At 62.1% G+C, this 22,198-nt stretch carries 20 protein-coding genes and 1 tRNA gene; 7 read left to right on the forward strand and 14 right to left on the reverse strand.

What is annotated here, in order from left to right:
• Window positions 1-41 precede the first annotated feature (41 nt).
• The gene (locus J2X62_RS02240; RefSeq protein WP_310176987.1) at window positions 42-1,205 is read left to right on the forward strand and encodes an epoxide hydrolase; all 1,164 of its coding nucleotides are present in this window, start codon (window positions 42-44) and stop codon (window positions 1,203-1,205) included.
• A 53-nt stretch (window positions 1,206-1,258) separates the two neighbouring features.
• On the opposite strand, the gene J2X62_RS02245 is transcribed toward J2X62_RS02240, so the two are convergent.
• Window positions 1,259-2,116, reverse strand: coding sequence for a MerR family transcriptional regulator (locus J2X62_RS02245; protein ID WP_310176990.1), 858 nt, complete (start codon window positions 2,114-2,116; stop codon window positions 1,259-1,261).
• A gap of 211 nt (window positions 2,117-2,327) precedes the next feature.
• On the opposite strand from J2X62_RS02245, the gene J2X62_RS02250 reads away from it, so the two are divergent.
• The gene (locus tag J2X62_RS02250; protein ID WP_156394549.1) at window positions 2,328-2,471 is read left to right on the forward strand and encodes a hypothetical protein; all 144 of its coding nucleotides are present in this window, start codon (window positions 2,328-2,330) and stop codon (window positions 2,469-2,471) included.
• 30 nt (window positions 2,472-2,501) lie between these two features.
• Here the strand turns inward: J2X62_RS02250 and J2X62_RS02255 are convergent, their stop codons facing one another.
• Window positions 2,502-3,152 (reverse strand): helix-turn-helix domain-containing protein, encoded by a 651-nt coding sequence (locus tag J2X62_RS02255; protein ID WP_310176993.1) that lies wholly within the window; start codon window positions 3,150-3,152, stop codon window positions 2,502-2,504.
• A gap of 86 nt (window positions 3,153-3,238) precedes the next feature.
• Here J2X62_RS02255 and J2X62_RS02260 point away from each other — a divergent pair, with 86 nt between their 5' ends.
• Window positions 3,239-4,675 (forward strand): MDR family MFS transporter, encoded by a 1,437-nt coding sequence (locus J2X62_RS02260; protein WP_310176996.1) that lies wholly within the window; start codon window positions 3,239-3,241, stop codon window positions 4,673-4,675.
• A 134-nt stretch (window positions 4,676-4,809) separates the two neighbouring features.
• A complete protein-coding gene (locus tag J2X62_RS02265) occupies window positions 4,810-5,445 on the forward strand; it encodes a hypothetical protein (RefSeq protein ID WP_283548572.1) in 636 nt (211 codons plus the stop codon).
• 28 nt (window positions 5,446-5,473) lie between these two features.
• Here the strand turns inward: J2X62_RS02265 and J2X62_RS02270 are convergent, their stop codons facing one another.
• The 3 genes from J2X62_RS02270 to J2X62_RS02280 all read right to left on the reverse strand — a co-directional run bounded on the left by J2X62_RS02270 (window position 5,474) and on the right by J2X62_RS02280 (window position 8,324).
• Window positions 5,474-6,718 (reverse strand): globin domain-containing protein, encoded by a 1,245-nt coding sequence (locus tag J2X62_RS02270; RefSeq protein ID WP_371832700.1) that lies wholly within the window; start codon window positions 6,716-6,718, stop codon window positions 5,474-5,476.
• Window positions 6,719-6,759: 41 nt separating this feature from the next.
• The gene (locus tag J2X62_RS02275) at window positions 6,760-7,200 is read right to left on the reverse strand and encodes an Rrf2 family transcriptional regulator (protein ID WP_048319493.1); all 441 of its coding nucleotides are present in this window, start codon (window positions 7,198-7,200) and stop codon (window positions 6,760-6,762) included.
• Window positions 7,201-7,295: 95 nt separating this feature from the next.
• On the reverse strand, window positions 7,296-8,324 hold the full coding sequence (locus J2X62_RS02280) for a nitronate monooxygenase (RefSeq protein ID WP_310177001.1): 1,029 nt from the start codon (window positions 8,322-8,324) through the stop codon (window positions 7,296-7,298).
• Between the two features lie 26 nt (window positions 8,325-8,350).
• On the opposite strand from J2X62_RS02280, the gene J2X62_RS02285 reads away from it, so the two are divergent.
• The gene (locus J2X62_RS02285) at window positions 8,351-9,286 is read left to right on the forward strand and encodes a LysR family transcriptional regulator (protein ID WP_310177002.1); all 936 of its coding nucleotides are present in this window, start codon (window positions 8,351-8,353) and stop codon (window positions 9,284-9,286) included.
• A 344-nt stretch (window positions 9,287-9,630) separates the two neighbouring features.
• Here J2X62_RS02285 and J2X62_RS02290 read toward each other — a convergent pair whose 3' ends face one another.
• Window positions 9,631-10,170, reverse strand: coding sequence for a TetR/AcrR family transcriptional regulator (locus tag J2X62_RS02290; RefSeq protein ID WP_310177004.1), 540 nt, complete (start codon window positions 10,168-10,170; stop codon window positions 9,631-9,633).
• A 98-nt stretch (window positions 10,171-10,268) separates the two neighbouring features.
• Here J2X62_RS02290 and J2X62_RS02295 point away from each other — a divergent pair, with 98 nt between their 5' ends.
• Window positions 10,269-11,867: an MFS transporter gene (locus J2X62_RS02295; RefSeq protein WP_371832699.1), complete on the forward strand. Its 1,599-nt coding sequence runs from the start codon at window positions 10,269-10,271 to the stop codon at window positions 11,865-11,867.
• A 74-nt stretch (window positions 11,868-11,941) separates the two neighbouring features.
• Here J2X62_RS02295 and J2X62_RS02300 read toward each other — a convergent pair whose 3' ends face one another.
• The 6 genes from J2X62_RS02300 to prpD form a co-directional block, all read right to left on the reverse strand.
• Window positions 11,942-12,970: a methionine synthase gene (locus J2X62_RS02300; protein ID WP_310177006.1), complete on the reverse strand. Its 1,029-nt coding sequence runs from the start codon at window positions 12,968-12,970 to the stop codon at window positions 11,942-11,944.
• A gap of 26 nt (window positions 12,971-12,996) precedes the next feature.
• Window positions 12,997-13,968 carry a putative oxygenase MesX gene (locus J2X62_RS02305; protein WP_094694691.1) on the reverse strand — a complete coding sequence of 324 codons (972 nt, stop codon included), beginning with the start codon at window positions 13,966-13,968 and terminating at the stop codon, window positions 12,997-12,999.
• Between the two features lie 230 nt (window positions 13,969-14,198).
• Window positions 14,199-15,152: a LysR family transcriptional regulator gene (locus J2X62_RS02310; protein ID WP_057473974.1), complete on the reverse strand. Its 954-nt coding sequence runs from the start codon at window positions 15,150-15,152 to the stop codon at window positions 14,199-14,201.
• 130 nt (window positions 15,153-15,282) lie between these two features.
• Window positions 15,283-16,395, reverse strand: a complete 1,113-nt coding sequence (locus J2X62_RS02315) for a bifunctional 2-methylcitrate synthase/citrate synthase (RefSeq protein WP_310177017.1) — start codon at window positions 16,393-16,395, stop codon at window positions 15,283-15,285.
• Entirely contained in the window at window positions 16,392-17,306 is a 915-nt protein-coding gene (gene prpB, locus J2X62_RS02320) for a methylisocitrate lyase (protein WP_310177018.1), read from the reverse strand. Before prpB ends, J2X62_RS02315 begins: the two co-directional genes overlap by 4 nt.
• Window positions 17,306-18,808, reverse strand: coding sequence for a 2-methylcitrate dehydratase PrpD (gene prpD / locus J2X62_RS02325; protein WP_310177023.1), 1,503 nt, complete (start codon window positions 18,806-18,808; stop codon window positions 17,306-17,308). Before prpD ends, prpB begins: the two co-directional genes overlap by 1 nt.
• Window positions 18,809-18,988: 180 nt before the next feature.
• Between prpD and J2X62_RS02330 the strand changes: the two genes are divergently transcribed.
• Entirely contained in the window at window positions 18,989-20,416 is a 1,428-nt protein-coding gene (locus J2X62_RS02330; RefSeq protein ID WP_179274202.1) for a short-chain fatty acyl-CoA regulator family protein, read from the forward strand.
• A 158-nt stretch (window positions 20,417-20,574) separates the two neighbouring features.
• On the opposite strand, the gene J2X62_RS02335 is transcribed toward J2X62_RS02330, so the two are convergent.
• Window positions 20,575-20,651 (reverse strand) — tRNA-Leu (locus J2X62_RS02335).
• 44 nt (window positions 20,652-20,695) lie between these two features.
• A complete protein-coding gene (locus J2X62_RS02340; RefSeq protein ID WP_310177031.1) occupies window positions 20,696-22,132 on the reverse strand; it encodes a TIGR00366 family protein in 1,437 nt (478 codons plus the stop codon).
• Window positions 22,133-22,198 lie beyond the last annotated feature (66 nt).

Consider the following 22,198-nt stretch of genomic DNA (forward strand, 5'->3'; position numbering starts at 1 on the left):
CTCCCCTGACCCCGGCCACATCAGGACGTAGACTCCCCTTCATGACGCGTCCCGAACCATTCGTTTCGACGACTCTTGCTGCGACGCTGGATGACCTGAGAACACGACTTCGCGCAACACGGTGGCCGGACAGTCCTGCCGATGCTGGGTGGTCGCTCGGTGTCGACGTCGAGTACCTGCGTGAACTCGTCGAATACTGGGCCGACGAATTCGACTGGGGAGCGCAGGAGTCTGCCCTGTCGAGACATCCTCGATTCCGGGTCGACGTCGGCGATCTGGGCATCCACTTCGTGCACGCGCGGGCAGTGGCACCGGTGGGCCCGGTTCTTCCCGTGGTTCTCAGCCATGGATGGCCGGACTCGTTCTGGCGCTACTCGAAAGTGGTGTCGCTGCTGACCGACCCGGGCGCACACGGTGCCGACCCCGCCGATGCCTTCGACGTCATCGTGCCCGACATGCCGGGTTACGGCTATTCGGATACACCGGTAGGTGCCCCTTTGAATTCGATTGCGGTAGCCGGCGTTTGGGCGGAGCTGATGCAGATTTTGGGGTACACCCGTTACGGGGCTGCCGGAGGCGACATCGGCAGCGCCGTCAGCCGCTACCTGGCACTCGATCACCCCGACTCTGTCGTGGCCGTCCACCGTATGGATGCGGGACTGCCCGTGTTCACCGGCGACCGCGCCGAACTGTCACCGCAGGAGCAGGACTTTCTCGACAGGTCCGCCGCGTGGGGCAGTACAGAGGGTGCATACGCGGCCATGCACCGCACGAAACCGCAGACCGCTGCCGTCGGGTTGACCGACTCCCCGGCCGGGTTGGCCGCATGGATCGTCGAGAAGCTGCGAGGGTGGACCGACGGCGACGGTGACATCGAGCGCAATTTCACCAAGGACGAGATCCTCACGAACGTCACCCTCTACTGGCTCACCGAGACCATCGGCTCGTCGATGCGTATGTACAGCGCCAACGCGTCCATTCCCTCGGAGCAGCACGCCCGTCGCGTCGAGGTGCCGTCAGGGTTCTCGTTCTTTTCGGGTGACCTCTTCACGAATCCGCCCCGCGCATGGCTCGACCGCATCGCGAATGTCGTTCGTGTAAGAGAACTTCCGCGCGGTGGGCACTTCGCTCCGTTCGTGGAGCCCGAGCTGTACGCTCGAGAACTACGCGAGTTCTTCCGACCGTATCGCGCAGCCCTTGCGTAGAGCGCCCCAACACACCTGAATTCCTCTGCGCCCAGCACCTGATTCCCGAAGCGCTACCGGGGTTCGTCGAGTTCCAGGGCCAATTCCATGCACCGCAGGCGTGCAGGAGAGAAGTCGTACGGCATCATCCGGACGGCCTCGGTGAGGCTCGTCGACCCGCACGCCGGACCGGCGTCGGCGGGAGCGGGGTGCGACTCGTCCCAGGCGTCGAACCGGGCGTCGTCGGCCTGCGCCAGGCCGGAGCTCTCGATGACCGCATGGAGGGCGGTCTCGAAGGCGTGCCGTTCGGCCGCGACCTCCGCCACGCGGGGGTCGTCGACGGAGACCGAGTCGTCGAGCGCCCCTTCAGCGGCGTCGACTCGGTCGGAATACTCTCGCAAGTCCAGGTGGGTGGCCAGGGCGATGACACGCGATGCCTGGACCGACGCGCCGAGCTCGCCGAAGATCCGCTCGGTCACGAGCAGGGTGTCCAGGTCGTCTTGCCGCACCGCTCCCTGGGGCAAGTCGACGAGGCGCTCACTCACCACATCGGAGAGCAGGCCCAACCTGCTCCCCCGCGCACGCATGCGCCGCACGGCGGTCCGTTGCCGCTCGAGTTCGGCCTGCCGGGCGACGATGACCCCTTCGAGCCGATCAAGGATGCGCGCGACGTCGCTGTCGGAGGTGCCGGACGCGTCGGCCAACGCGTCGCGGATATCGTCGAGGGCAATGCCGGCGTCCGCCATTCGGCGGATCCACATCAGCCGAATCATCTCGTCGTAGCCGTAGCGGCGGCGGTCGTCGCTGCCCCGCTCGGGCTCCGGCAACAGACCCATCTGGTGATAGTGGCGAATCGCTCGCGGAGTGGTGCCGACGAAGGCGGCGGCTGCCCCGATCGTGACTTGGCGCGGCGGGATGAAGGACGAGAACATGTGCGAGCCTTCCTCATTGGGCGGAATACGCTCACTGCACCACATGACCCTACGGAAGGTGCAACTCGCCACCTGATTTCGCGCGTCGGGCAACACCGCACCGAAGTCTCACATCGCCTCCCCTCTTTGCGCAAACAGCAAACTTTCTTGCGCATCCATACGTCTTCGTCGATCCTGTGAAGAACACCGAACGAGATGGAGATGCCCGACAATGACCTCGACTACGAACAACGACTCGGAATACACAGGCAATGTTGCCGTCACGGAGGGCAGACATGAGCCCTTCTCGGCCGCCATGGAAGCCCTTGTGGCCGAACGCGTTCTCGGAGATCGCCGCCACGGCGTTTCCATCTGACGACTGGACCCGACTGGACAGCAACGGTCTCTAGCGCGGGGAATACGCACGAACGAAGGCGTGCACACCGTCGATCATTGTCTGGCGAATGCCCTGAGCGTCGCGATTGGCTGGGCCGGGGTGTCGGTCGAATGCCAACAGAACAGTCAATGCGAAGAAATGCTCTGCCGCCAATTCTGGACGGTCGGTCTCTACCAACCCAACGTCCACGAAATGCCCGAGACGCTCGGCGAGGGCCAGAACAACGGCGTCCGTTGCGATGTCGTCTTCGGTCGATGGCGTACGCAGTCGTTCTTGTGCGACGAGTGCGAATCCGTCGCTGTAGTCAGCCGAACCGACAACAGATTGCCCCAAGTCGATGGCAACTTCGGTGAGCGTCTGCTGCAACTGCAGCACGGTCGTGATGGGCGCCGTGTCCGACAGATGCTTGTCGAGCGTGAGCTGCACTGTCGTCAGCAGGGACTGCGAAACATCGGCGAGTATGGCCAGGAAAAGGCGGCGTTTGTCGCCGAAGTATTCGTAGACAGTCGCTTTGGACACCTTCGCACTGGACGCAACGGCATCCATGCTGACGCGATCGACTCCTTGCTGGACGAACAGCTCGCGCGCTGCGGCGACGATCGCCGCGCGCTTGAGTGGGGACCCTTCACGGACCGGCTTCGTAGCTCTGGGGTCGTTCATCCGCGTCATCTCCTTCGAATCTGCCTGCGAAGTGAACTGTACCGTACCGTCTTGCGCTACTAAACTGAACCGTCTAGTTTAGCTGCATGACATTTTTCTCTCCCCCTTCTGCTGCGGTAACCGACCGCAGACTGAATGCCATCAGCCTGGTACTGGTCCTCGGTGCCTTCACGACGCTTCTCGACACCACAATCGTCAATATCGCTCTCGATCACCTGCATACGGCTTTCGGCGCATCGGTGGCGCAAACCCAATGGGTGACAACCGCATACCTACTCGCGTTCGTCGCGGTCATCCCCGTCAGCGGATGGTTCTCCGAGAGAATCGGTTCGCGAAATGCGTGGATGGTTGCGGTCGGAACGTTCTTGGCCGGCTCGATCCTCTGCGGAGTGGTCGACTCGCTGCCGGCGCTCATCGGATTCCGAGTGCTTCAAGGAATCGGCGGAGGCATGGTTCTCCCCATCACGATCTCGATCCTCACGCGCGCGGCGGGTAAACCGCGAATCGGTCGCGCGATGATCGCAGTGGCACTGCCTGCCCAACTCGCGCCCATCCTGGGATCGGTTCTCGGAGGGTTGATTCTGCAGTCACTGCACTGGCATTGGCTCTTTTTCGCGAACGTCCCCTTCTGCCTCGCTGCACTCGCAATGGGACCGTGGGTTCTGCCCGCCACTTCGGGCAGCCGTCATCATCGGTTCGATTTACTCGGCTTCGCTCTGCTCACCCCCGCGATTGTGGCGATCGCCTATGGCGTCAGCCAGGCACCGGAACACGGAGGATTCCTCGCCGTCGCAGCGTGGTCGCCCATCGCGGGCGGGATTGCACTACTGACAGCATTCACGTTCCACTCGCTGCATGCCCGACGCCCAGCGCTGCTGGACGTCCGGTTGTTCACGCGACGCAGCTTTGGCTTGACCAGCATCATCACTTTCGTCAGCGGATTTTCGGTGTACGCAGTCATGTTCTTGCTGCCGCTCTTCTATCAGCAGGTCCGTGGCGAGTCGGTGCTCGCCACCGGATTGTTGCTCATCCCGCAGGGGCTCGGAACGATGTTGTTCTTCCTCGTCCTACGCAGATTCGCGGCCGCCGTGGACGCCCGGATCGTCGTCGCCACAGGGGTGCTCATGACGATGATCGGGATCCTGCCGTTCGCTCTCGCGGGTGCGGAAGGCGGGACTGCGTTGATGCTGGCCGGCCAGGTTTTGCAGGGTATCGGTTTCGGTGCCGCAACGTTCCCGGTGATGACCCTCGCCTTCGCGAGCCTCGGTCACGACGAAGCGCCGAGAGGCAGTGCTGCCTTCAGCGTGGTCCAACGTGTCGGGGCACCCTTCGGCGTCGCAGTCATCGCAATCATCCTCCAAAATCTGCTCGACGATGCCACGACTCAGGCCGGCCAGCTCGCGGCCTTCGCCCATAGCTTCTGGTGGACAATAGGTTTGAGCGCTATCCCCCTACTCATCGCCTTCTTTCTGCCGGCAGCCGAAACAAGCAACGAACCGGCACCTTCTGCGTCGGTCGAGTGAAAACCCGTCAACCAACCCCGCGCCACGAGGCATCGGCGCACCCAGTCGAATCGAGGACCCCCGTGCCCCAATCACCAGCATTCATAGGAAATTTGGCACAATCGGCGTTGGGTCGACGGGCTCGCGTGCTCGACGTGAGTGCTCCGGCCCCCGGCTTCATCGAACTACAGCTGGCTGCGGACGCGCCGCCGGGCGGGTGGCACCCAGGCCACGAGATCCAATTTCGAGTGACCCCCACTCTCGGACGCCGCTACACCGTCCGAACGGTAAACAACAGCCAAGAGTTGGAACGCATCGGAATCCTCGTGGACACCACGCCATCGGGACCGGGAGCCGCATGGATCAGCCGGCTGCGGCCCGGCGACGACATGACCCTGCTGGCGGGCAGGCACCGTTCGTCGTTCAGGAATGGAACCCGACGCCTGTGTCTCGGTGACGCGTGCTCTCTCGGCACGCTCGATGCCTACGGCCAGGACAACCCAGTGGCCGACATAGTCATCGAAGTGAGAGCGAAAGCTCTCCCCTACTTGGCAATCCGATGGCCGAAGTATCGCTTCGTGCCCGCAACCGACGCACCCGGTGACGCACTGCAGTCATGGCTGGAGGCCGCCATCGTCGCCGGGGACCTCGGGCATATCAGTGGAGCCTGGCTGCTCGGCCACGCCCAATCGATCCAACGCCACAGGAAAGCACTCATCGAGGGGCTCGGCTTGGCAAGGCGCAGCGTTACTGTGCGCCCGTACTGGGCCGACGGCAAGTACGGACTTTGACCGAAGGTGGCCCGGGACGCCGGCGCGGCTACCGGCCGACGCTTGCGCCGAGCAACCACTCGTCCGGGGCGAACAGTTCGCAATGGACACGCGACTTGTCGACCCCACAGTCGACGAGTTGCGAAGTGACGGCCCGCACGAAACCGGTACCGCCGCAGGCGAAGAACGTCGCACCCTGCGGAAGGTCGACAAGAGTGAGATCCAACCGCCCATGGTGTGCATCGGCCACATCGCCGGGCTCCTCGTACCAGAGTTCGAGGACGGCGTTCGGCAAGGCGTCGACCAGTTGTCGCTGACGCGTCCGAAGCGGATGGCTGACGGGGCTACGGTCTGCGTGGACAACCAGCACCTCGGATCGACTGTCCGCCAGAACGAGGTGTTCGAGGATCCCGTTCATCGGCGTGATGCCGATGCCGGCCGAGATCAATACGGCGGGCCCCGCAGAGATGTCGGCTGTCGGCAGATCACCGAACGGGATGCTGATGTCGACCAGGTCTCCCGGGCGTAGCGTGCTCGAGATCCAGTTCGACACTTCACCTGCCGGGCAGCCACCCCTGGCGACGACAGGCTTGACGGCGAACGTCAATTCGCCTGTGTCACTGCCGGAGATGAGGCTGTACTGGCGGATCTGTCGCGCGCCGTCGGGCAGAGTCACTCCGACCGAGACGTACCCACCCTGGTGCTCTTTTCGAAGCTCCGGCCAGTCGCCGGTCACACCGATCACCTTTACCCCGGACGGATCTTCGGTGCGCGTAGTGACGATTCCGCGGTGAAAGACCTGTCCCGCAACCACTCCCGCGCTCTCGTAAAGGCGGTTCTCGAGATAGACGAGAGTGTCGGCCATCATCCAATACACCCGGTCCCAGGCTTCGGCGACTTTAGTCGTCACTGTCTCGGCACCGAGTACGTCGACGATCGCAGCGAAGAGGTGCTCGTACACGATCGAGTACTGGTCGGCGGTAATTCCGAGAGATGCGTGCTTGTGTCCGATCCGGGACAGCATTTCGTCCGGGTGCGGCAGCGTCGGGTCCACCAGATGAGTGGCGTACGTCGCGATCGACGCGGCCAGAGCTCGTTGCTGCGCTCCCTGTGCCTGATTCCCGCGGTTGAACAGATTTCGCAGCAGCTCCGGTCGTGCGGCGAACATGCGCGCATAGAAGTTTGTTGTGATGGCGTCGATATTGGCACCCACCAACGGCAACGTCGCTCTGACGACGTCGACGTGATCGGGTTGGAGCTCGTGCTCGACAGTGAGGGGACCGAACGTGGACACAGGTATTCCTTCCAATGGACCGCCGACGTCGAAATGGCAGGTCAGGGTGAGGGAAAAGCGACCATTGCGAGTGGAATGGTCGGGGACGCGGCTAGATCGTCGATCGTGTAGCGGTCGAGTTCGCCATAGAACGCTTCTTTGGCGACGGCCAGGGCATGCCGCAATCGGCAGGCGGCAAGAAGTGGGCAGGGCTGGTCCCCTACGCACTCGACGACTTCGCGATCGCCTTCGAGTTGACGGATCAGGTGGCCAACCGATATCGATCGGCCCGTGTCGGTGAGGAAGAGCCCACCGGTGCGGCCGCGCTGCGCACGGACGCAGCCCAATCCGACCAAGCGTGTAATCGCTTTCGCTACATGGTGTTCCGATGCGTTGACTCGAACTGCAATGGCTCCGGTAGTCATCCGTGGGCCGTCCGGGCCGGCGGCTGCCAGCAACATCATCGCCCGTAGGGCCAGATCGCTGAAGCGAGTCAGTTGCATGTCTACGACGGTACTCAATCCCGTACACCCGATGCGGGTTTTGGAGCGTGGGTTCAAACACCACGATCCGTGCGGTTTTTACACCTGGACATTCCTCACAACTCCGAGGCCAATTCTTCGATAATTCGCGCTGCCGGGTCAGCGGAAGCGCTGCGGTACCCGGCACCGGCCCACAGGTTGATGCCGTGAGGGTCGTTCGCTGCGGCCTTGCGGATGCCGCCGGTCAGCGTGTTCACGGCGGGGTACTGGCGTGACGATCCTGTATCGAACCGATCGACGAACTTGTTGCGCAAGGCTCGGGCGGGACGGCCGCTGAAGGCTCGAGTGACCACCGTTTCGGTGAACCGAGGATCGACCAAGGCGGCGGCGTGGGCAGGCTTCGTCCCGGCTTCCGGCGACCGGAGCAGGGCGGTTCCGACCTGAGCCGCCACTGCCCCGTAGCCCAGGACTCGACGGACATCGGACGCGGTGGTGATCCCGCCAGCCGCCACGAGGGGAACCGACACTGCTCGGCGTATCGCAGGAATCAACTCGTCGAGGGCAATGTCCGAACTCTCGGCATCGATGCGAAAGGTCGAGCGGTGCCCGCCGGCATCGGGGCCTTGCACGCACAGGGAGTCGGCGCCTGCATCGACCGCCGCGCGGGCGTCCTCTTCGTCGGTGACGGTGACGGTGACGGCGCTCCCGGCCTCGTGCAGGCGGGCGATGATGTCGGCACTCGGGCACCCGAAGGTGAAAGACACGACCGGGATGGCTTCGGCCACGACGATGTCGAGCTTCTCCTCCCAGTAGTCGTCGATATTTTCGGCAAGGGTGCTGTCGGCGGGGAGTTCGACGCCGAGATCATCGGCGTAGGGCTGGAGCAGCGCGCGATACCGCGCAATGTCCTCGGTGTCGACAACCTGCCCGTACTCGGGGACGAACAGATTGACCCCGAACGTTTCTATGCCAGCACCGCGAACGGCAACGATGTCCGCGGTCAACCTTTCCGGGGTGAGATAACCCGCGGCAAGGAACCCCAGTCCACCTGAATTCCGTACTGCTGCAACCAAGTCAGGCCTCGTCGGGCCTCCCGCCATCGGCGCTCCGACGATAGGCACCTGCAACGACTCGTAACGAAACATCGAAACTCCTAGTGAAGGGTGGGGCAGTGAGTCCGAGAGTAGGAGCCATCGGCGCAGCAGGCCAATACGCCGAGCACCGGTGGATATACGCTGGACGTATGGAGGTCGAGCTGAGACACCTGCGCGCGTTGGTCGCTCTGGCGGACTGTGGCACTCACACCGCCGCAGCCGCCGAACTGCGCGTTTCGCAGCCGACACTGACGCGTTCGGTTCGTCAACTCGAACAGCGTTGCGGGCGTCGATTGATCGAGTCCCGTACTGCCGAACTGACCGAGGACGGATTGGTCGTGCTGGGGCGTGCACGCAGAATCCTGGGAGAGGTGGATTCACTGATCGCAGATCTCGACGACCACCCGGTCGTGCGGTTGGGCTTTGCATGGTTGCTCCCCGACGGATGGTTCGCTGCCACGCGTGCCTCTCTCGTACGTCAATACGCCGCGGACGTGGACGTGCGCCGCGTCGACGACCCTCTCGCAGCTCTGGATGCGCGCCACGTCGATGTGGCGCTCTACCGAAGTTGCCCACATCATTTGACCGCCGGCACGGTGACTCGTCAGGTCGGCACCGAACGACGAATTCTTGCGGTGAGCCGGTCGAACCCTTCCTTCGGTGATGCCACCGAGGTGCGGTGGGACTCGCTCCCACCCGGTCCATTGGTGGTCAACACGCTGTCCGGTTCCACAACAGCCGACTCCATTCCGGTTGCCGAAAACGGTGTACCGCGAGTGGTGATCACCTGCCGAAATTTCGAGGAGTGGCTCGAGAATATCGCTGCTGGACGCGGAATCGGCATTGTTCCGGAACTGGCCGCACGACGGATCTCTCACCCCGGATTACGGTTTGTCCCTATCGACGGCGCACCGCCGACCCAGGTGCGGCTGGCGTGGCGTGATGGACCGATGCCGCCACGAGCCGTTCGTTGGTTTCTCGACGTTGCTTTCACCGATTGGCAAAATGCTTGAACTGACCGACCGCCTTCCAGTCTGATCTCCGGGGAAGGGTTTTCCGTGCGATGATCACGGAAAGCGCGGTAGCACAGGCGAGTACGACGAACGCAATGGTGAATGCAACTCGGTAGCCATCGCCGATGACCGGCGCGACCATCAGCGGTCCTAGCATCTGCCCCAATCCATAGACGGCGGTCAGGGGTGCTGCGGAATTCGACCCGATCAGTGCTTGTCCACATTCATGGCGTGCATCGGGCAGCGTTCGCCCCGCAAGCGGGAGGGACGCCCTTCTGAAGTCACCACCCAGCACTGCGAGCACGGTGTGAATGCAGCGTCGGGCGATGAGCCACGTGGCTCCTTCAGGGACGAGAGTCGATGAGCCTGTGTACAACGCCTACCAACGCCTCGATGTGGTCGGGCGATCGGTGGTCCGTTCCGGCCGATGCTGCGGCGAAGTAGAGGCCGTCGCCCATCAGAAGGACCGCTTCTGCGACCGCCGGATCAGCGATCTGCTCGTTCAACGCATCCAACCAGGATTGCCGGATTCGCTCCAGGGTCTGCTGCGCAAGCTCGTTCGCACCCTGGCTCAGCCGCATCGTGGCAACCACGGCACGATCGACAGCAGTGTCGTGGAACGTCGATGTGCGTATGTGGTAATCCGCTGGGCCCTCTGGATGCTCCCTCATCCGTCGAACATCCTCGGCCGCGAGCTCCTCCACGACACGCATCAAACCCTCCACCAAGGCTTCCTTGCTGGGGAAGTGGTACATCAAGCCGCCCTTCGAGATCCCGGCAGCAGCGGCAACCGCATCGAGGGTCGCCGCCTTCTCCCCCTGCTCCAGCACGAGCTTGACGAAAGCGTTCAACGACTTGTCACGCGCTACAGGAGGAGGAGGCACAGGGCGAGTTTACGGGCGAACGCGGCTTCGGCTTCGTTACTGCACCGTCTGGTTGGTACAGTAACGAAGACCCGCCCAACCTCATCGGAAGACGGCACATGCCTGAACTCACAAGTCCGCCCACTCCGGGCCACCTCTCGCACGACAGAACGGCGGGGGTTCGCCAATGGTGCGCGCTCGCTGTCCTGATGCTGCCCGTGTTGATCATCGCGATCGACAACACAGTGCTGTCCTTCGCTTTACCTTCGATCGCCGAAACTCTCGAACCATCCGGCGCACAACAACTCTGGATCATCGACGCCTACCCCCTCGTCTTGGCAGGGCTGCTCGTCGCGATGGGTAGCCTGGGCGACCGAATCGGACGACGACGCTTACTGCTCATCGGCGCGACCGGCTTCGCAGCGGTATCCGTTGTTGCGGCCTACTCGCAGACGCCCGAGATGTTGATAGCCGCACGTGCCGGCCTCGGCTTTTTCGGTGCCACCTTGATGCCCGCGACCCTGTCTCTATTGCGCAATCTGTTCACCGATCGCTCCGAACGCCGTCTGGCGATCGCGATCTGGTCGGCCTCCATCGGAGCGGGTGCGGCTATGGGACCTGTCGTCGGCGGATTCTTGTTGGAGCACTTCTGGTGGGGTTCGGTGTTCTTGTTCGCGATTCCACTCCTGGTGCCGTTGCTGCTACTGGCACCGGTTCTGGTACCCGAATCGAAGGACCCCGATCCTGCGCGCATCGACGGCATCAGCATCGCCCTGTCCCTACTCGCCTTGACCCCGATCGTCTATGCAATCAAGGATTTGGCAAGTGGAGGAAGCTTGTTCGGCACGGCGCTACCCGCGCTGATCGGAGCACTGGCAGTCTGGATGTTCGTACGCAGGCAGCTCCGCCGACCCGACCCGATGCTCGATGTTCGCCTGTTCACCGTGCCTGCCTTCGCCGGCGCAGTGTTGGTCAACCTGCTCGCGATATTCGCGCTCGTCGGATTCTTGTATTTCGTATCGCAACACCTTCAGCTCGTCGTCGGGTTGAGCCCGATGCAAGCTGGGCTCCGCTTGCTGCCCGGCATTCTGGCGATGATCACCGCAGGCCTCCTGGCAGTCGTACTGGCACGAATGCTGCGGCCTGCCATGATCATCTCGGGCGGAATGATGTTGGCGGCGTTCGGATACGCAACGATCGCGGTGTTCGCCGAGCCGACATCGGTGTGGTCCTTCGTCGCGGCGTTCGCGGCCCTCGGAGCAGGTATCGGAGTTGCCGAGACCATCTCGAACGACATGATCTTGTCCACAGCTCCCCCGGAAAAGGCCGGTGCCGCGGCCGCTATCTCCGAGACGGCCTACGAGCTCGGTGCCGTCACCGGTACGTCCGTGCTCGGTGCAATCCTGTTGGCGCAGTACCGTGCCAACGTCGTCACGCCCGAGAACGCCGGTTTCGACACTTCCGCGGCGCGAGAAACCCTCGGCGGTGCCCAAGCCGTAGCGGACCGACTGCCGGCCGAACAGGCCAGTGGATTGCTCGACTCGGCCGCAGACGCCTTCACCAGTGGCGTGACCATCACGTCTGGTATCGCCGCATGCTTGATGGTCGTCGCAGGCGGCGCCTCCTGGCTGATCATGCGGAAGATCCCAGCAGGCCAACGCGACGACTCCGGTGATCACGCCGACATCGAGGTACACGAAACCAACCGGGCAACCTGACACCGTCGGTCGAACTCGAAGTTGTGGACGGAATCCGGCCGAAATCCATCCACAACTTCGAGTTCGGCAGAGAACTACTCGGACAATTGACGTCGCAGGAGTTCCGCGCCAGCGGTGAGCGCGACCATCTTGTCTCGTGCGACGCGTCGGTCGAGTGGCGCCATACCGCAATTCGTACTTGGGTAGAGCTTGTCTGCGTCGACGAACGGAAGTGCGCGACTGAGGGTTTCAGCGACTTCCTCGACAGTCTCGACGGTGTCGCTTGCTACATCGATCGCACCCAGCATGACCTTCTTACCTCGAAGCAGTTCGATCAAGTCGACAGGTACGCGCGAATTGTGACTCTCCAGCGACACGATGTCGATCGAAGACTGTTGCAACAGTGGGAACGACCGTTCGTACTGGCGCCACTCGGCCCCGAGAGTTGCCTTCCAGTCGGTGTTGGCTTTGATGCCGTAGCCGTAACAGATGTGTACGGCTGTTTCGCAATTCAGCCCTTCGATTGCACGCTCGAGTGTCGCGATTCCCCAGTCTTCGAGCTCGTCGAAAAACACGTTGAATGCGGGCTCGTCGATCTGAATGATGTCGACGCCTGCCGCTTCCAAGTCTTTTGCCTCTTGGTTCAGAAGAGTCGCGAACTCCCATGCCAGCTTCTCGCGACTCTTGTAGTGGTTGTCGTAGAGCGTGTCGATCATTGTCATAGGGCCGGGCAGTGCCCATTTGATCGGCTGGTCGGTCACTGCTCGAAGGCGCGTTGCATCTGCGGCAAACACTGATTGTTCGCGGCTCACCGCACCGACAACCGTCGGAACGCTCGCATCGTATCGGTCCCGAATTCGCACAGTTTCGCGTCGATCGAAGTCGACACCCTCGAGATGCTCGATGAACGTGGTCACGAAGTGCTGACGCGTTTGTTCACCATCGCTGATGATGTCGAGACCGGCACGACGCTGCTCATCAGCTGCGAGCGCCTGAGCGTCGAGTCTTCCTTCGCGCAGTTCGTCGTCTGGTAATTTCCACGGCGACCAGAGCTTCTTCGGCTCACAGAGCCACGAGGGCTTGGGTAGGCTTCCGACGATCGAGGTGGGCAGGAGTGGGAACATCTCTTATACCTTTCGGTCTCGCTCGGTCAGGCGCATCGATCGGTAGCCCACCGCTTCAGGACTGACCCATACGGTTGCATCAGATTCACGTCGGCGAACTCTGCCTGTGTCGTCGCAAGTCGATTGCGCTCGACACGGTCGTAGCTCACCTGCGGAAGTGAATAGTTTTCGTTGTCGAGACTCGGCTGGTAGACCTCCGAGGCAGCAGTATTCGCGTTGTAGATTTCAGGCCGATAGATTTTTTGGAAAGTCTCCATCGTCGCGATCGTGCCCGCGAGTGCCAGGACCGAATAGTCGTTGAGCAAGTCACCGCAGTGGTAGAACGCCAAGGGAGCGACGGATCCCTTGGGCATGAAGTAGCGAACCCCGAGACCCATTTTTCCGAAGTACTGATCGGTGATCGAGGTGTCCTCTGCCCCGTATTCGAGCCCGAGGACCGGGTGATGATTCGTGAGGCGACGGTAGGTACTGGAAGTCGACACACTGATACAGATGACAGGTGGTTGCGAGAACCGTTCACGGTACTCGGGCGAATCGACAAAACGCTGAAAGACCTGACCATGTACATCGCCGAAGTCGTTCGGAATTCCCGTCGCTCGGTGCTTCGGGAGCTGAACAACGAAATCGTGGTCGCGAATGTATGAGGAGAAGTTGTTTCCGACGATGCCCTCTGTGCGGGTGCCGGTAGTGGTATCGACTATTCCGACATCGAGAATTTCGATTACCGGAAATGCGGCGTCGGCCCCGACGGATACTAGTTGCAGATCCACCGAGATGATGTCGAGTTCGAGTGCGTAGCGGTCACCACGTGGATTGTCCCAGTGAACCACCTCGTTGAGACGGGTGTTCATCATCGTCACCGCGTTACGCAAGTTCTGTCGACCATCCTCGCCGCGTGCAAGATTCGCAAAGTTGGTCGTGCGACGCGAGTTCGTCGACGGGGTGTAATCCTCGCCGAAGCGCGTCGTGCTGATGCTGAAAGTGCAGTCGTTCCTCATGCTGATTAGTAACCCCAATCACGTGCGGTGAATGTGGTGACGAACGCGTCACCACACGGGTTCACTGCCTGAGCCCTCGCAACACTTCGACCGAGTTACTCGATGGTCGGGCCGATTTCTCAGGTCCATAGAACCGGGAGGCAGCTGTCCGAAGCGGCCTGAGCATCAGCCTAAATCGACCAGTCGACATAGCCTAATCACTCTCGATTATGGCTGGCCATAGGCAATGGCTATGTCAATAAGTCGACGCCGAAACCAGACACGACGTCGCGCATCTCCGCCACGAAGCGCTGAGCCTGGACGGTCAAAGACACCGAGGCATGACCGATCCAACCGATCTCGATGCGATCGTCGACATCGAGCGGAACAGCGACGATGGACGGATCGAGATCATCCGAGACAATGCCGGTGGAGATCGTGTATCCGCCCAGACCGATCATGAGGTTGAAGATGGTGGCACGATCGCTCACCCGGATTTCTTGTTTGGACGAACGGGTGGAGAGTATTTCTTCGGAGAGGTAGAAGGAATTGTTCGCGCCCTGGTCGAACGTGAGACGCGGAAATTCTTCGAGATCACTCAGCTCCACACTCTTTCGCCCCGCCAGGGGATTCGTGCGAGCGATGAAAATATGCGGCGATGCCAGAAACAGCGGCGTGAAAACAAGACCCGCTTCGCGAATCAGCTTGTCGATCACGCTTGCATTGAACTCGTTGCGATAGAGGACACCGAGTTCACTGCGGAGCGTGCGGACATCCTCGATGATTTCCCACGTACGGGTCTCTCGAAGACTGAACGAATACTCCGGAGCCTCAGAGGCTTTCACCATGCGGACGAAAGCGTCGACGACGAATGAGTAGTGCTGAGTCGAGACGGCCAAGAGCCGGCGAGCGGGCCCGCGGCCGAGGTACCGCTGTTCCAAGAGTTCTGATTGCTCGACCACCTGGCGCGCGTAGCCGAGAAATTCGGTTCCATCCTCCGTGAGTGTCACCCCACGGGTCGAGCGAACGAAGAGGGTCCGACCCACGCGACGTTCCAGGTCTTTCAATGCGGCCGACATGGTCGGTTGCGCGATGTAGAGCAAGTCCGCCGCGGCACTGATGGACCCCTCGGCGGCCACTTCTACGAAGTAGCGCAACTGCTGAAGGGTAATGCCTCGCACCGTGCCCGTGACGTCCCGTGCCATGACAGAAATCATCGCACTTGTTCATCTCTCCGCACCCGAGCCGTCGAAAGCGGGCTCGATCCAGCGACCAGGTCGAGAACAGCGGCCACCCGACGTGCAGTGGGGAATCGGACCAACGGGTTGGCCGGCGTCAGGCGACGACAGCGCGTTGCGGCACTCCCGAGTACTGGCTCAGTGGTCGGATCAGCGCATTCGACGCACCTTGCTCGATGATGTGAGCCGTCCAACCGGTGATGCGACTCATGACGAAAATCGGTGTGAACACGTCGATGTCGAAGCCCATCAGGTAGTACGTCGGACCGGTAGGAAAATCGAGGTTGGGTTTGATGCCGGTGGCATCGTGCATGGTCTTTTCGAGCATATCGTACATGCGCACCCACTTGTCTCCGCCGGTCACCGCGGCGACGTCGCGGAATGCTGCGTTCATCGTCGGTACGCGTGAGTCGCCGTTCTTGTAGACACGGTGACCGAACCCCATGACCTTGTCTTTGGCTGCGAGTTTGTTCTGCAGCCACTGTGCGGCCCGTTCGGGGTCGTCGATCTCGAGCATGTCTCGCATGACAGCTTCGTTGGCACCGCCGTGCAACGGACCCTTCAGCGCTCCGATGGCGGCGGTGACGGCGCTGTAGATATCCGACAGTGTCGAGGTGACCACGCGGGCAGCAAAGGTGGAGGCGTTGAAGCTGTGCTCGGCGTACAGGATCAGGGAAACCTCGAAGGCCTTGACGATTTCCGGTTCGGGAACGGAGCCGAAGCACATGTAGAGGAAGTTCTCCGCGAATCCAAGATGCGAATGAGGGGCGATGGGATCGAGGCCGTGTCGGCGGCGATGGTCGGCGGCGACGATGGTCGGCAACACTGCCGTCATGCGCAGCGCCTTAGCCAGGTTCGCCGACACCGAATTATCCTCCTCGGCAGGGTCTTCGGCACCGAGATAGCTGATCGCGGTGCGCACGACATCCATCGGATGACAATTGTCGGGCATTTTCGTCACGAGCGAGAGCAACGAGCGGTCTGCTCGCCGTTGGGCTCGCTCGCGCTGAACGAACAGTTCGAGTTGCTGCAGGGACGGGAGCTCACCGTGCCACAGCAAATACGCGACCTGCTCGAAGCTGCAGTGCGCGGCGAGATCCTGCACGGCGTATCCGCGGTAGGTCAGCGAGTTCGTCTCGGGGACGACCTTGGAAATAGCGGTGGTGTCGACCACGACACCGGCCAGCCCCTTGTAGATGGCTTCGGTCATGACTTCGTCCCTAACGTGAAATTGAATATTCCGGTATCGAATTCGTTGTACTTGTCGTACTCGAGCAACTCGTACAGACGTGAGCGGGTCTGCATCCGGTCGAGGAGTCCCTTTTGCGTTCCGCGGTCGTGGATTTCACGCAGTCCGGTTTCGATGGCACCCATGGCCAGTCGCAACATGGTGACCGGGTACAGGACGGCGTTGTAGCCGATGTCCTCGAGTCTCTGCGCGGAGATCAGCTCGGACTTGCCGAACTCGGTCATGTTCGCCAGCAGTGGGATGTCCACTGCAGCACGGAACTTCACGAAGTCGGCTTCCTCGGCGAGCGCCTCGGTGAAGATCAGGTCTGCTCCGGCGTCGGCATAAGATCTGGCTCGTTCGATCGCGGCGTCGATTCCGTCGATACCCGCTGCATCGGTGCGGGCGCAGATGACGAAGTTCGGATCTCGCCGCGCGGTGACGGCCGCGCGGAGGCGTCGCACCATCTCCTCTATCGGGACAATCGCTTTGCCGTCGAGGTGCCCGCAGCGTTTCGGGTTGATCTGGTCTTCGAGGTGCAGCCCGGCGATCCCCGCATCCTCGGCCGCCAGCACCGTGCGTGCCGCGGACATCGGCTCACCGAATCCGGTGTCGGCGTCGATCAGTACCGGCAAGTCGGTGACGGCCGCGATCTGCGCACTGTGGGTGATGACCTCGGTCAACGTGGTGAGTCCGATGTCGGGCAGACCGAGCCCGGCAGAGAATGCGCCACCGGAGATATAGACCCCCTCGAAGCCGATCTCCTGAATCAACTTTGCGGTCAACGGGTTGATAGCGCCGGGAAGCCGAGTGATCGACGTCGACGCAAGCGTGGCGCGCAACGCAATACGCTTGTCCGCGGCCGACGTCGAGGCCGCAATGAGGCCCGGCATCAGAAGATGCCCTTCGGGGTCTTAGGAGCCCGCGCGAGAACATCGTCGGCGACGGTGAAGGTCAGCTGATCGAGTTCACCTGCGGCGAGCTCGGGAGCCCGCTCGGCTGCGCGAAGGAAGCGATCCTGTTCCCAGGGTGCGATCACACCATCGGCCAACGAACGGAACTTCGCGATGTACTGCTCGCGGGCGAACGGGCGGGCACCGAGGGGGTGCGCGTCGGCGACCGCGAGTTCGTCGACGATGACCGTGCCGTCTTTCAGCGTGATCTCCGCGCGTGCACCGAACGCCTTTTCGTCCGGATCGACAGAGTGGTATCGGCGCGTCCACTCGGGGTCTTCTACGGTCGAGATCTTGTTCCACAACGCGACGGTGTTCGGCCTCTGCGCGCGTTCGGGGGCGTACGAGTGCTCGTGATGCCAGATTCCGTCCTCGAGCGCGACTGCGAAGATGTACATCACCGAGTGATCGAGGGTTTCCCGGGAGGCGGTGGGATCGAACTTCTGTGGATCGTTCGAGCCGGTGCCGATGACGTAATGCGTGTGGTGACTGGTGTGCAACACGATCGTCTCGATCTGTTCGAGATCGGAGATCTTTTCCCGCATTCGTCGGGCGAGGTCGATCGGGGCCTGACTCTGGTACTCGGCGGAGTGTTCCTTCGTGTAACTGTCGAGAATTGCACGCTTGGCTTCACCCGGGCGGGGAAGCGGCACATGATATTCCGCGTTCGGTCCCCCGAGAAGCCACGCGATGACCCCGTCCTCACCCTCCCAGATCGGCGACGGGGCACCCTCGCCGCGCAGTGCTCGATCGACGGCTTCGACGGCAACCTTCCCTGCGAGCGCAGGGGCGTAGGCCTTCCAACTCGAGATCGACCCCTTGCGGGACTGACGGGTGGCTGTCGTGGTGTGCAGCGCTTGCCCGACGGCCTGGTAGATGGTTTCGGTGTCGAGGCCGAGCAGGGTGCCGATACCGGCGGCAGCAGAGGGACCGAGATGGGCAACGTGGTCGATCTTGTGCTCGTGCAACGAGATTGCGCGAACGAGGTCGATCTGAATCTCGTACCCGGTGGCCAGACCGCGGATCAGATCGCGCCCCGAGCGCCCGGCGTGCTGGGCGACTGCGAGGATCGGCGGAATGTTGTCCCCCGGGTGGGAGTACTCGGCGGCGAGGAACGTGTCGTGAAAGTCCAGTTCTCGCACCGCTACCCCATTGGCCCACGCGGACCACTCGGGTGAGTACTTTCCACCGATTCCGAACACAGTGGCACCGGGGCTGTACGGGTGCGCCTGCGCCTGTGTGCGAGCACTCGTCACTGGGCGGCGCACCAGCGAGGCCGCAGCCACCGAGGCATTGTCGATGATCCGGTTGACGATCATCTCGGCCGTCGCTTCGGGTACCTCCACTGCGTCGGTGGCGACCTCGGCGACCTTCCAAGCCAGGTGCTCGGACTGGGGAAAGTCCTCGGCGGATGTACGGGTGCGTACGAGATGGGTCTTCACAGAAAATCCTCCGTGCTGATGAAAGGGCTTACTACGCTTCATTCACAAGCTACGCACGAGTCCGGACCTGCGGAAGACATCGCAAATGCCTATTTTTGCGAGGCAATTCCTGCAAATCGGCAAATGTTGCGAAGTCCAGTTCGGCTACAGTGTCGACACCCGAAGGAGGCAGCGACAAAGATGCAGAAGATCTACGCAGGCGGGCGGCTGCGTCGCCTACGCGAGGAACGACAGCTGACGCAGTCCGCGCTGGCGAAGACACTCGAGCTCTCGCCGAGTTACCTCAACCAACTCGAGAACGACCAACGACCTCTGACCGTCCAGGTACTGCTCAAGCTCAACACAATGTTCGAGCTCGACCCCTCGTTCTTCGCCACCGACACCGACGCTCGCCTCGTCGCCGACCTGCACGATGTACTCACCGAAACCTCCGACCGAGGCGAGGTGTCGATGTCCGACATCCAGGAATTGGTCGCGCGCATGCCGGACATCGGGCGCACCCTCGTGTCGCTGCACCGCAAGCTCCATGCAGCGACCGATCAGGTGGATCGGCTCACGGTCGGACTCGACGGGCCCAAACCCGATGTCCCGACGGGCGGTCACGCCCCGATGCCCTACGAGGAAGTCCGAGACTTCTTCTACGACCGGCGCAATCACATCCCCGAATTGGATACTGCGGCTGAGGAACTCTTCGAGCGAACTGGGCTCAGTATCGGGGCGCTCGATCTACAACTCGCACGGGTCATCGAAGCGGACCACGGCATCACGGTGACTATCGGCGACGACGATCCCGGCGCACTCGGCCCCAAACGAATCTTCGACGACACCGGCGGGACTCTCCTGCTCGCGCGTCGACTGACCGCCGGGCAACGCGCCTACCAGATCGCAACCCAGCTGGCATTTCTCTCGCAGTCGACGACAATCGACACGATCGTCGATGCCGATACGAACCTGAGCACTCAGGCCCGAGAGCTGGCCCGCGTCGGGCTGGCCAACTATTTCGCCGGAGCCCTGCTGTTGCCCTACGGACGGTTCCTCGCCGCTGCGGAGTCGCTGCGATACGACATCGATCTGCTGTCGCTGACCTTCGAGGTCGGCTTCGAAACCGTGTGTCACCGATTGTCCACGCTGCAGCGACCAGGGGCGAAGGGCGTTCCGTTCTTCTTCATCCGCACCGACCGAGCCGGAAACATCTCGAAACGTCAGTCCGCCAGTGCATTCCACTTCTCACGTGTCGGTGGAAGCTGTCCACTGTGGGTTGTGCATGACGCATTCGCGGCATCGGGGCGAATTCTCACACAGATCGCCACCATGCCCGACGACCGCTCCTATCTGTGGATTGCGCGCGCCACCGACAGTGGCGGACTCGGATACCGATCACCACGGAAAAGTTTCGCGATCGGCCTCGGATGTGACATCGCCTATGCTCACAAACTGGTCTACGCCGACAACCTACCGCTGCACTCCCCCGGCGCATCGATTCCCATCGGTCCCGGATGCAGGGTGTGCGAACGCACCTCGTGTTCACAACGCGCATTCCCACAACTCGGACGCCAGCTACTCGTCGACGAAGACGTCGACACCGACCTGCCCTACCCCTATACGTGAACAGGGTGCGGGACGATCCGAGATCGACACCCGACAGCCGACAGCCGACAGACGCGGCGAGGAACGCCTTGGCCCGTATGCCAACTCAACTCAGTCGAACTCGAAGTTAGGGACGAAATCCGCCCGAAATCCATCCCTAACTTCGAGTTCGGCGGCACTGGTGCCCCCAGTCGGACTCGAACCGACACTGTGCGGATTTTAAGTCCGCTGCCTCTGCCAATTGGGCTATAGGGGCCACCGCCGGAGGTTCGCTCCAGCGGTGACGATCATATCGGGCTGCTATTGGGCCGGGATGACCGGCGGCACGAAGTCGAAGGTCATGCCGAGGAGCCACACGAGCAGCAGGACCACCGGGAAGTGGAAGATGAACTGCAGGAACGTGAATCCGATCAGGTCTCGCGCTCGCAGCCCCAGAACGGCCAGCAGCGGCAGCATGAAGAACGGGTTGATCAGGTTCGGCAGCGCTTCGGCGACGTTGTAGATCTGGACGGTCCAGCCCAGGTTCATCTGCACATCGGTGGCCGACTGCATCACGTACGGCGCTTCGACGAGCCATTTGCCACCACCGGAGGGCACGAACAATCCCAAGACGACGGTGTAGATCGCGATGACCACGGCGAATCCGCCACCGCTGCCGATGTCGGTGAAGAAATTCGCGAGATGCTCGGAGATCGTGACGCCTCCCCTGCCCTCCGCCTTGGTCAGCATTGCCGCCATCGCGGCGTACAGCGGAAACTGCACTAGGATGCCTGCGGTGGCGGGGACTGCCTTACTGACCGAATCGAGGAATCGGCGCGGCGTGCCGTGCAGGACGAGTCCGAGCATCAGAAACACCAGCAGGTATCCGTTGAGACTGCTGACCACGGACAGAATCGGCAGTGTCAACAGTTGAGAGACAAGCCATCCCAGAGTCATCGCTCCGGCGAACAGCGGCAGTATGCGGCTGTACTCGAGCCACTCCCCCGGCCTGCTGCGCGGTGCCGGTTCGGTGACGGTGTCGTCGAGATCGACCTCCATGTCCGCGGCAGTTTTGATTGCTGCGCCCTTCGGTGCCGACACGTGCGCGATGACGACCGTCAACACGATGATGATGACGCACATCAGCAACGACTGCCACGTGAAGATGGTGGTGCCGAAGTCGAGTACACCGGTGACCGAAAGCAGTGTCGCCGGAAGCGAACTGGCCGTCGCCTGCAGCTGAGCAGCAGAGGACGACATGCCGAGCGCCCAGACCGCGCCGAGGCCCATGAACGCCGCAGCTCCCAGAGCCCGATAGTCCGTCCGCAGATCGTCACGGCGCGCGATGGCACGGGCCAGTAGACCAGCGAACACCAGACTCAGACCCCAGTTGAGGAACGAGACCGAACAGGACAGCAGTGCAACGAAACTGACTGCGCTACTGGAGCTCTTGGGCACTTGCGCCAATCGGGTGATCAATCTGGCGACTGGTGGAGAGGTTGCCACGACGTACCCGGTGAGCACGACCATCGCCATCTGCAGCGTGAAGGCCGTCAGGTCCCAGAAACCGTTTCCGAATGCGTCGACCACATTCTGCGGAGACGACCCGTTGGCGAAGGCAGCAACAGCAACGACCACCACGCCGACGAGGGCGAAGATGTACGCGTCGGGAAACCATTTCTCGGTTCCCTTGGCGAGCGCTTGCGCTACGCGCGCCAAACCTTTCTCGGCCGGGGCCTGCTGGGCGGGTGTCGTCATCGGTGGTCCTAGCCTCGTCGGGAGCAGTGACGTGAGCCACAGCGCCTATCAGGCTTCACCGAAACA

The organism is Rhodococcus sp. 3258, assembly GCF_031456475.1.
Classification (GTDB): domain Bacteria; phylum Actinomycetota; class Actinomycetes; order Mycobacteriales; family Mycobacteriaceae; genus Rhodococcoides; species Rhodococcoides fascians.

Excerpts from the sequence above, each read along its gene's own strand:
- J2X62_RS02250 (WP_156394549.1), top strand. The coding sequence starts at position 2,328 with ATGACCTCGACTACGAACAACGACTCGGAATACACAGGCAATGTTGCC.
- J2X62_RS02300 (WP_310177006.1), bottom strand. The coding sequence starts at position 12,970 with ATGTTCCCACTCCTGCCCACCTCGATCGTCGGAAGCCTACCCAAGCCC.
- J2X62_RS02315 (WP_310177017.1), bottom strand. The coding sequence starts at position 16,395 with ATGACCGAAGCCATCTACAAGGGGCTGGCCGGTGTCGTGGTCGACACC.
- J2X62_RS02295 (WP_371832699.1), top strand. The coding sequence starts at position 10,269 with ATGCCTGAACTCACAAGTCCGCCCACTCCGGGCCACCTCTCGCACGAC.
- J2X62_RS02305 (WP_094694691.1), bottom strand. The coding sequence starts at position 13,968 with ATGAGGAACGACTGCACTTTCAGCATCAGCACGACGCGCTTCGGCGAG.
- J2X62_RS02240 (WP_310176987.1), top strand. The coding sequence starts at position 42 with ATGACGCGTCCCGAACCATTCGTTTCGACGACTCTTGCTGCGACGCTG.
- J2X62_RS02280 (WP_310177001.1), bottom strand. The coding sequence starts at position 8,324 with ATGTTTCGTTACGAGTCGTTGCAGGTGCCTATCGTCGGAGCGCCGATG.
- J2X62_RS02260 (WP_310176996.1), top strand. The coding sequence starts at position 3,239 with ATGACATTTTTCTCTCCCCCTTCTGCTGCGGTAACCGACCGCAGACTG.
- prpB (WP_310177018.1), bottom strand. The coding sequence starts at position 17,306 with ATGCCGGGCCTCATTGCGGCCTCGACGTCGGCCGCGGACAAGCGTATT.
- J2X62_RS02330 (WP_179274202.1), top strand. The coding sequence starts at position 18,989 with ATGCAGAAGATCTACGCAGGCGGGCGGCTGCGTCGCCTACGCGAGGAA.
- J2X62_RS02340 (WP_310177031.1), bottom strand. The coding sequence starts at position 22,132 with ATGACGACACCCGCCCAGCAGGCCCCGGCCGAGAAAGGTTTGGCGCGC.
- J2X62_RS02310 (WP_057473974.1), bottom strand. The coding sequence starts at position 15,152 with ATGGCACGGGACGTCACGGGCACGGTGCGAGGCATTACCCTTCAGCAG.
- J2X62_RS02275 (WP_048319493.1), bottom strand. The coding sequence starts at position 7,200 with ATGCAACTGACTCGCTTCAGCGATCTGGCCCTACGGGCGATGATGTTG.
- J2X62_RS02255 (WP_310176993.1), bottom strand. The coding sequence starts at position 3,152 with ATGAACGACCCCAGAGCTACGAAGCCGGTCCGTGAAGGGTCCCCACTC.
- J2X62_RS02245 (WP_310176990.1), bottom strand. The coding sequence starts at position 2,116 with ATGTTCTCGTCCTTCATCCCGCCGCGCCAAGTCACGATCGGGGCAGCC.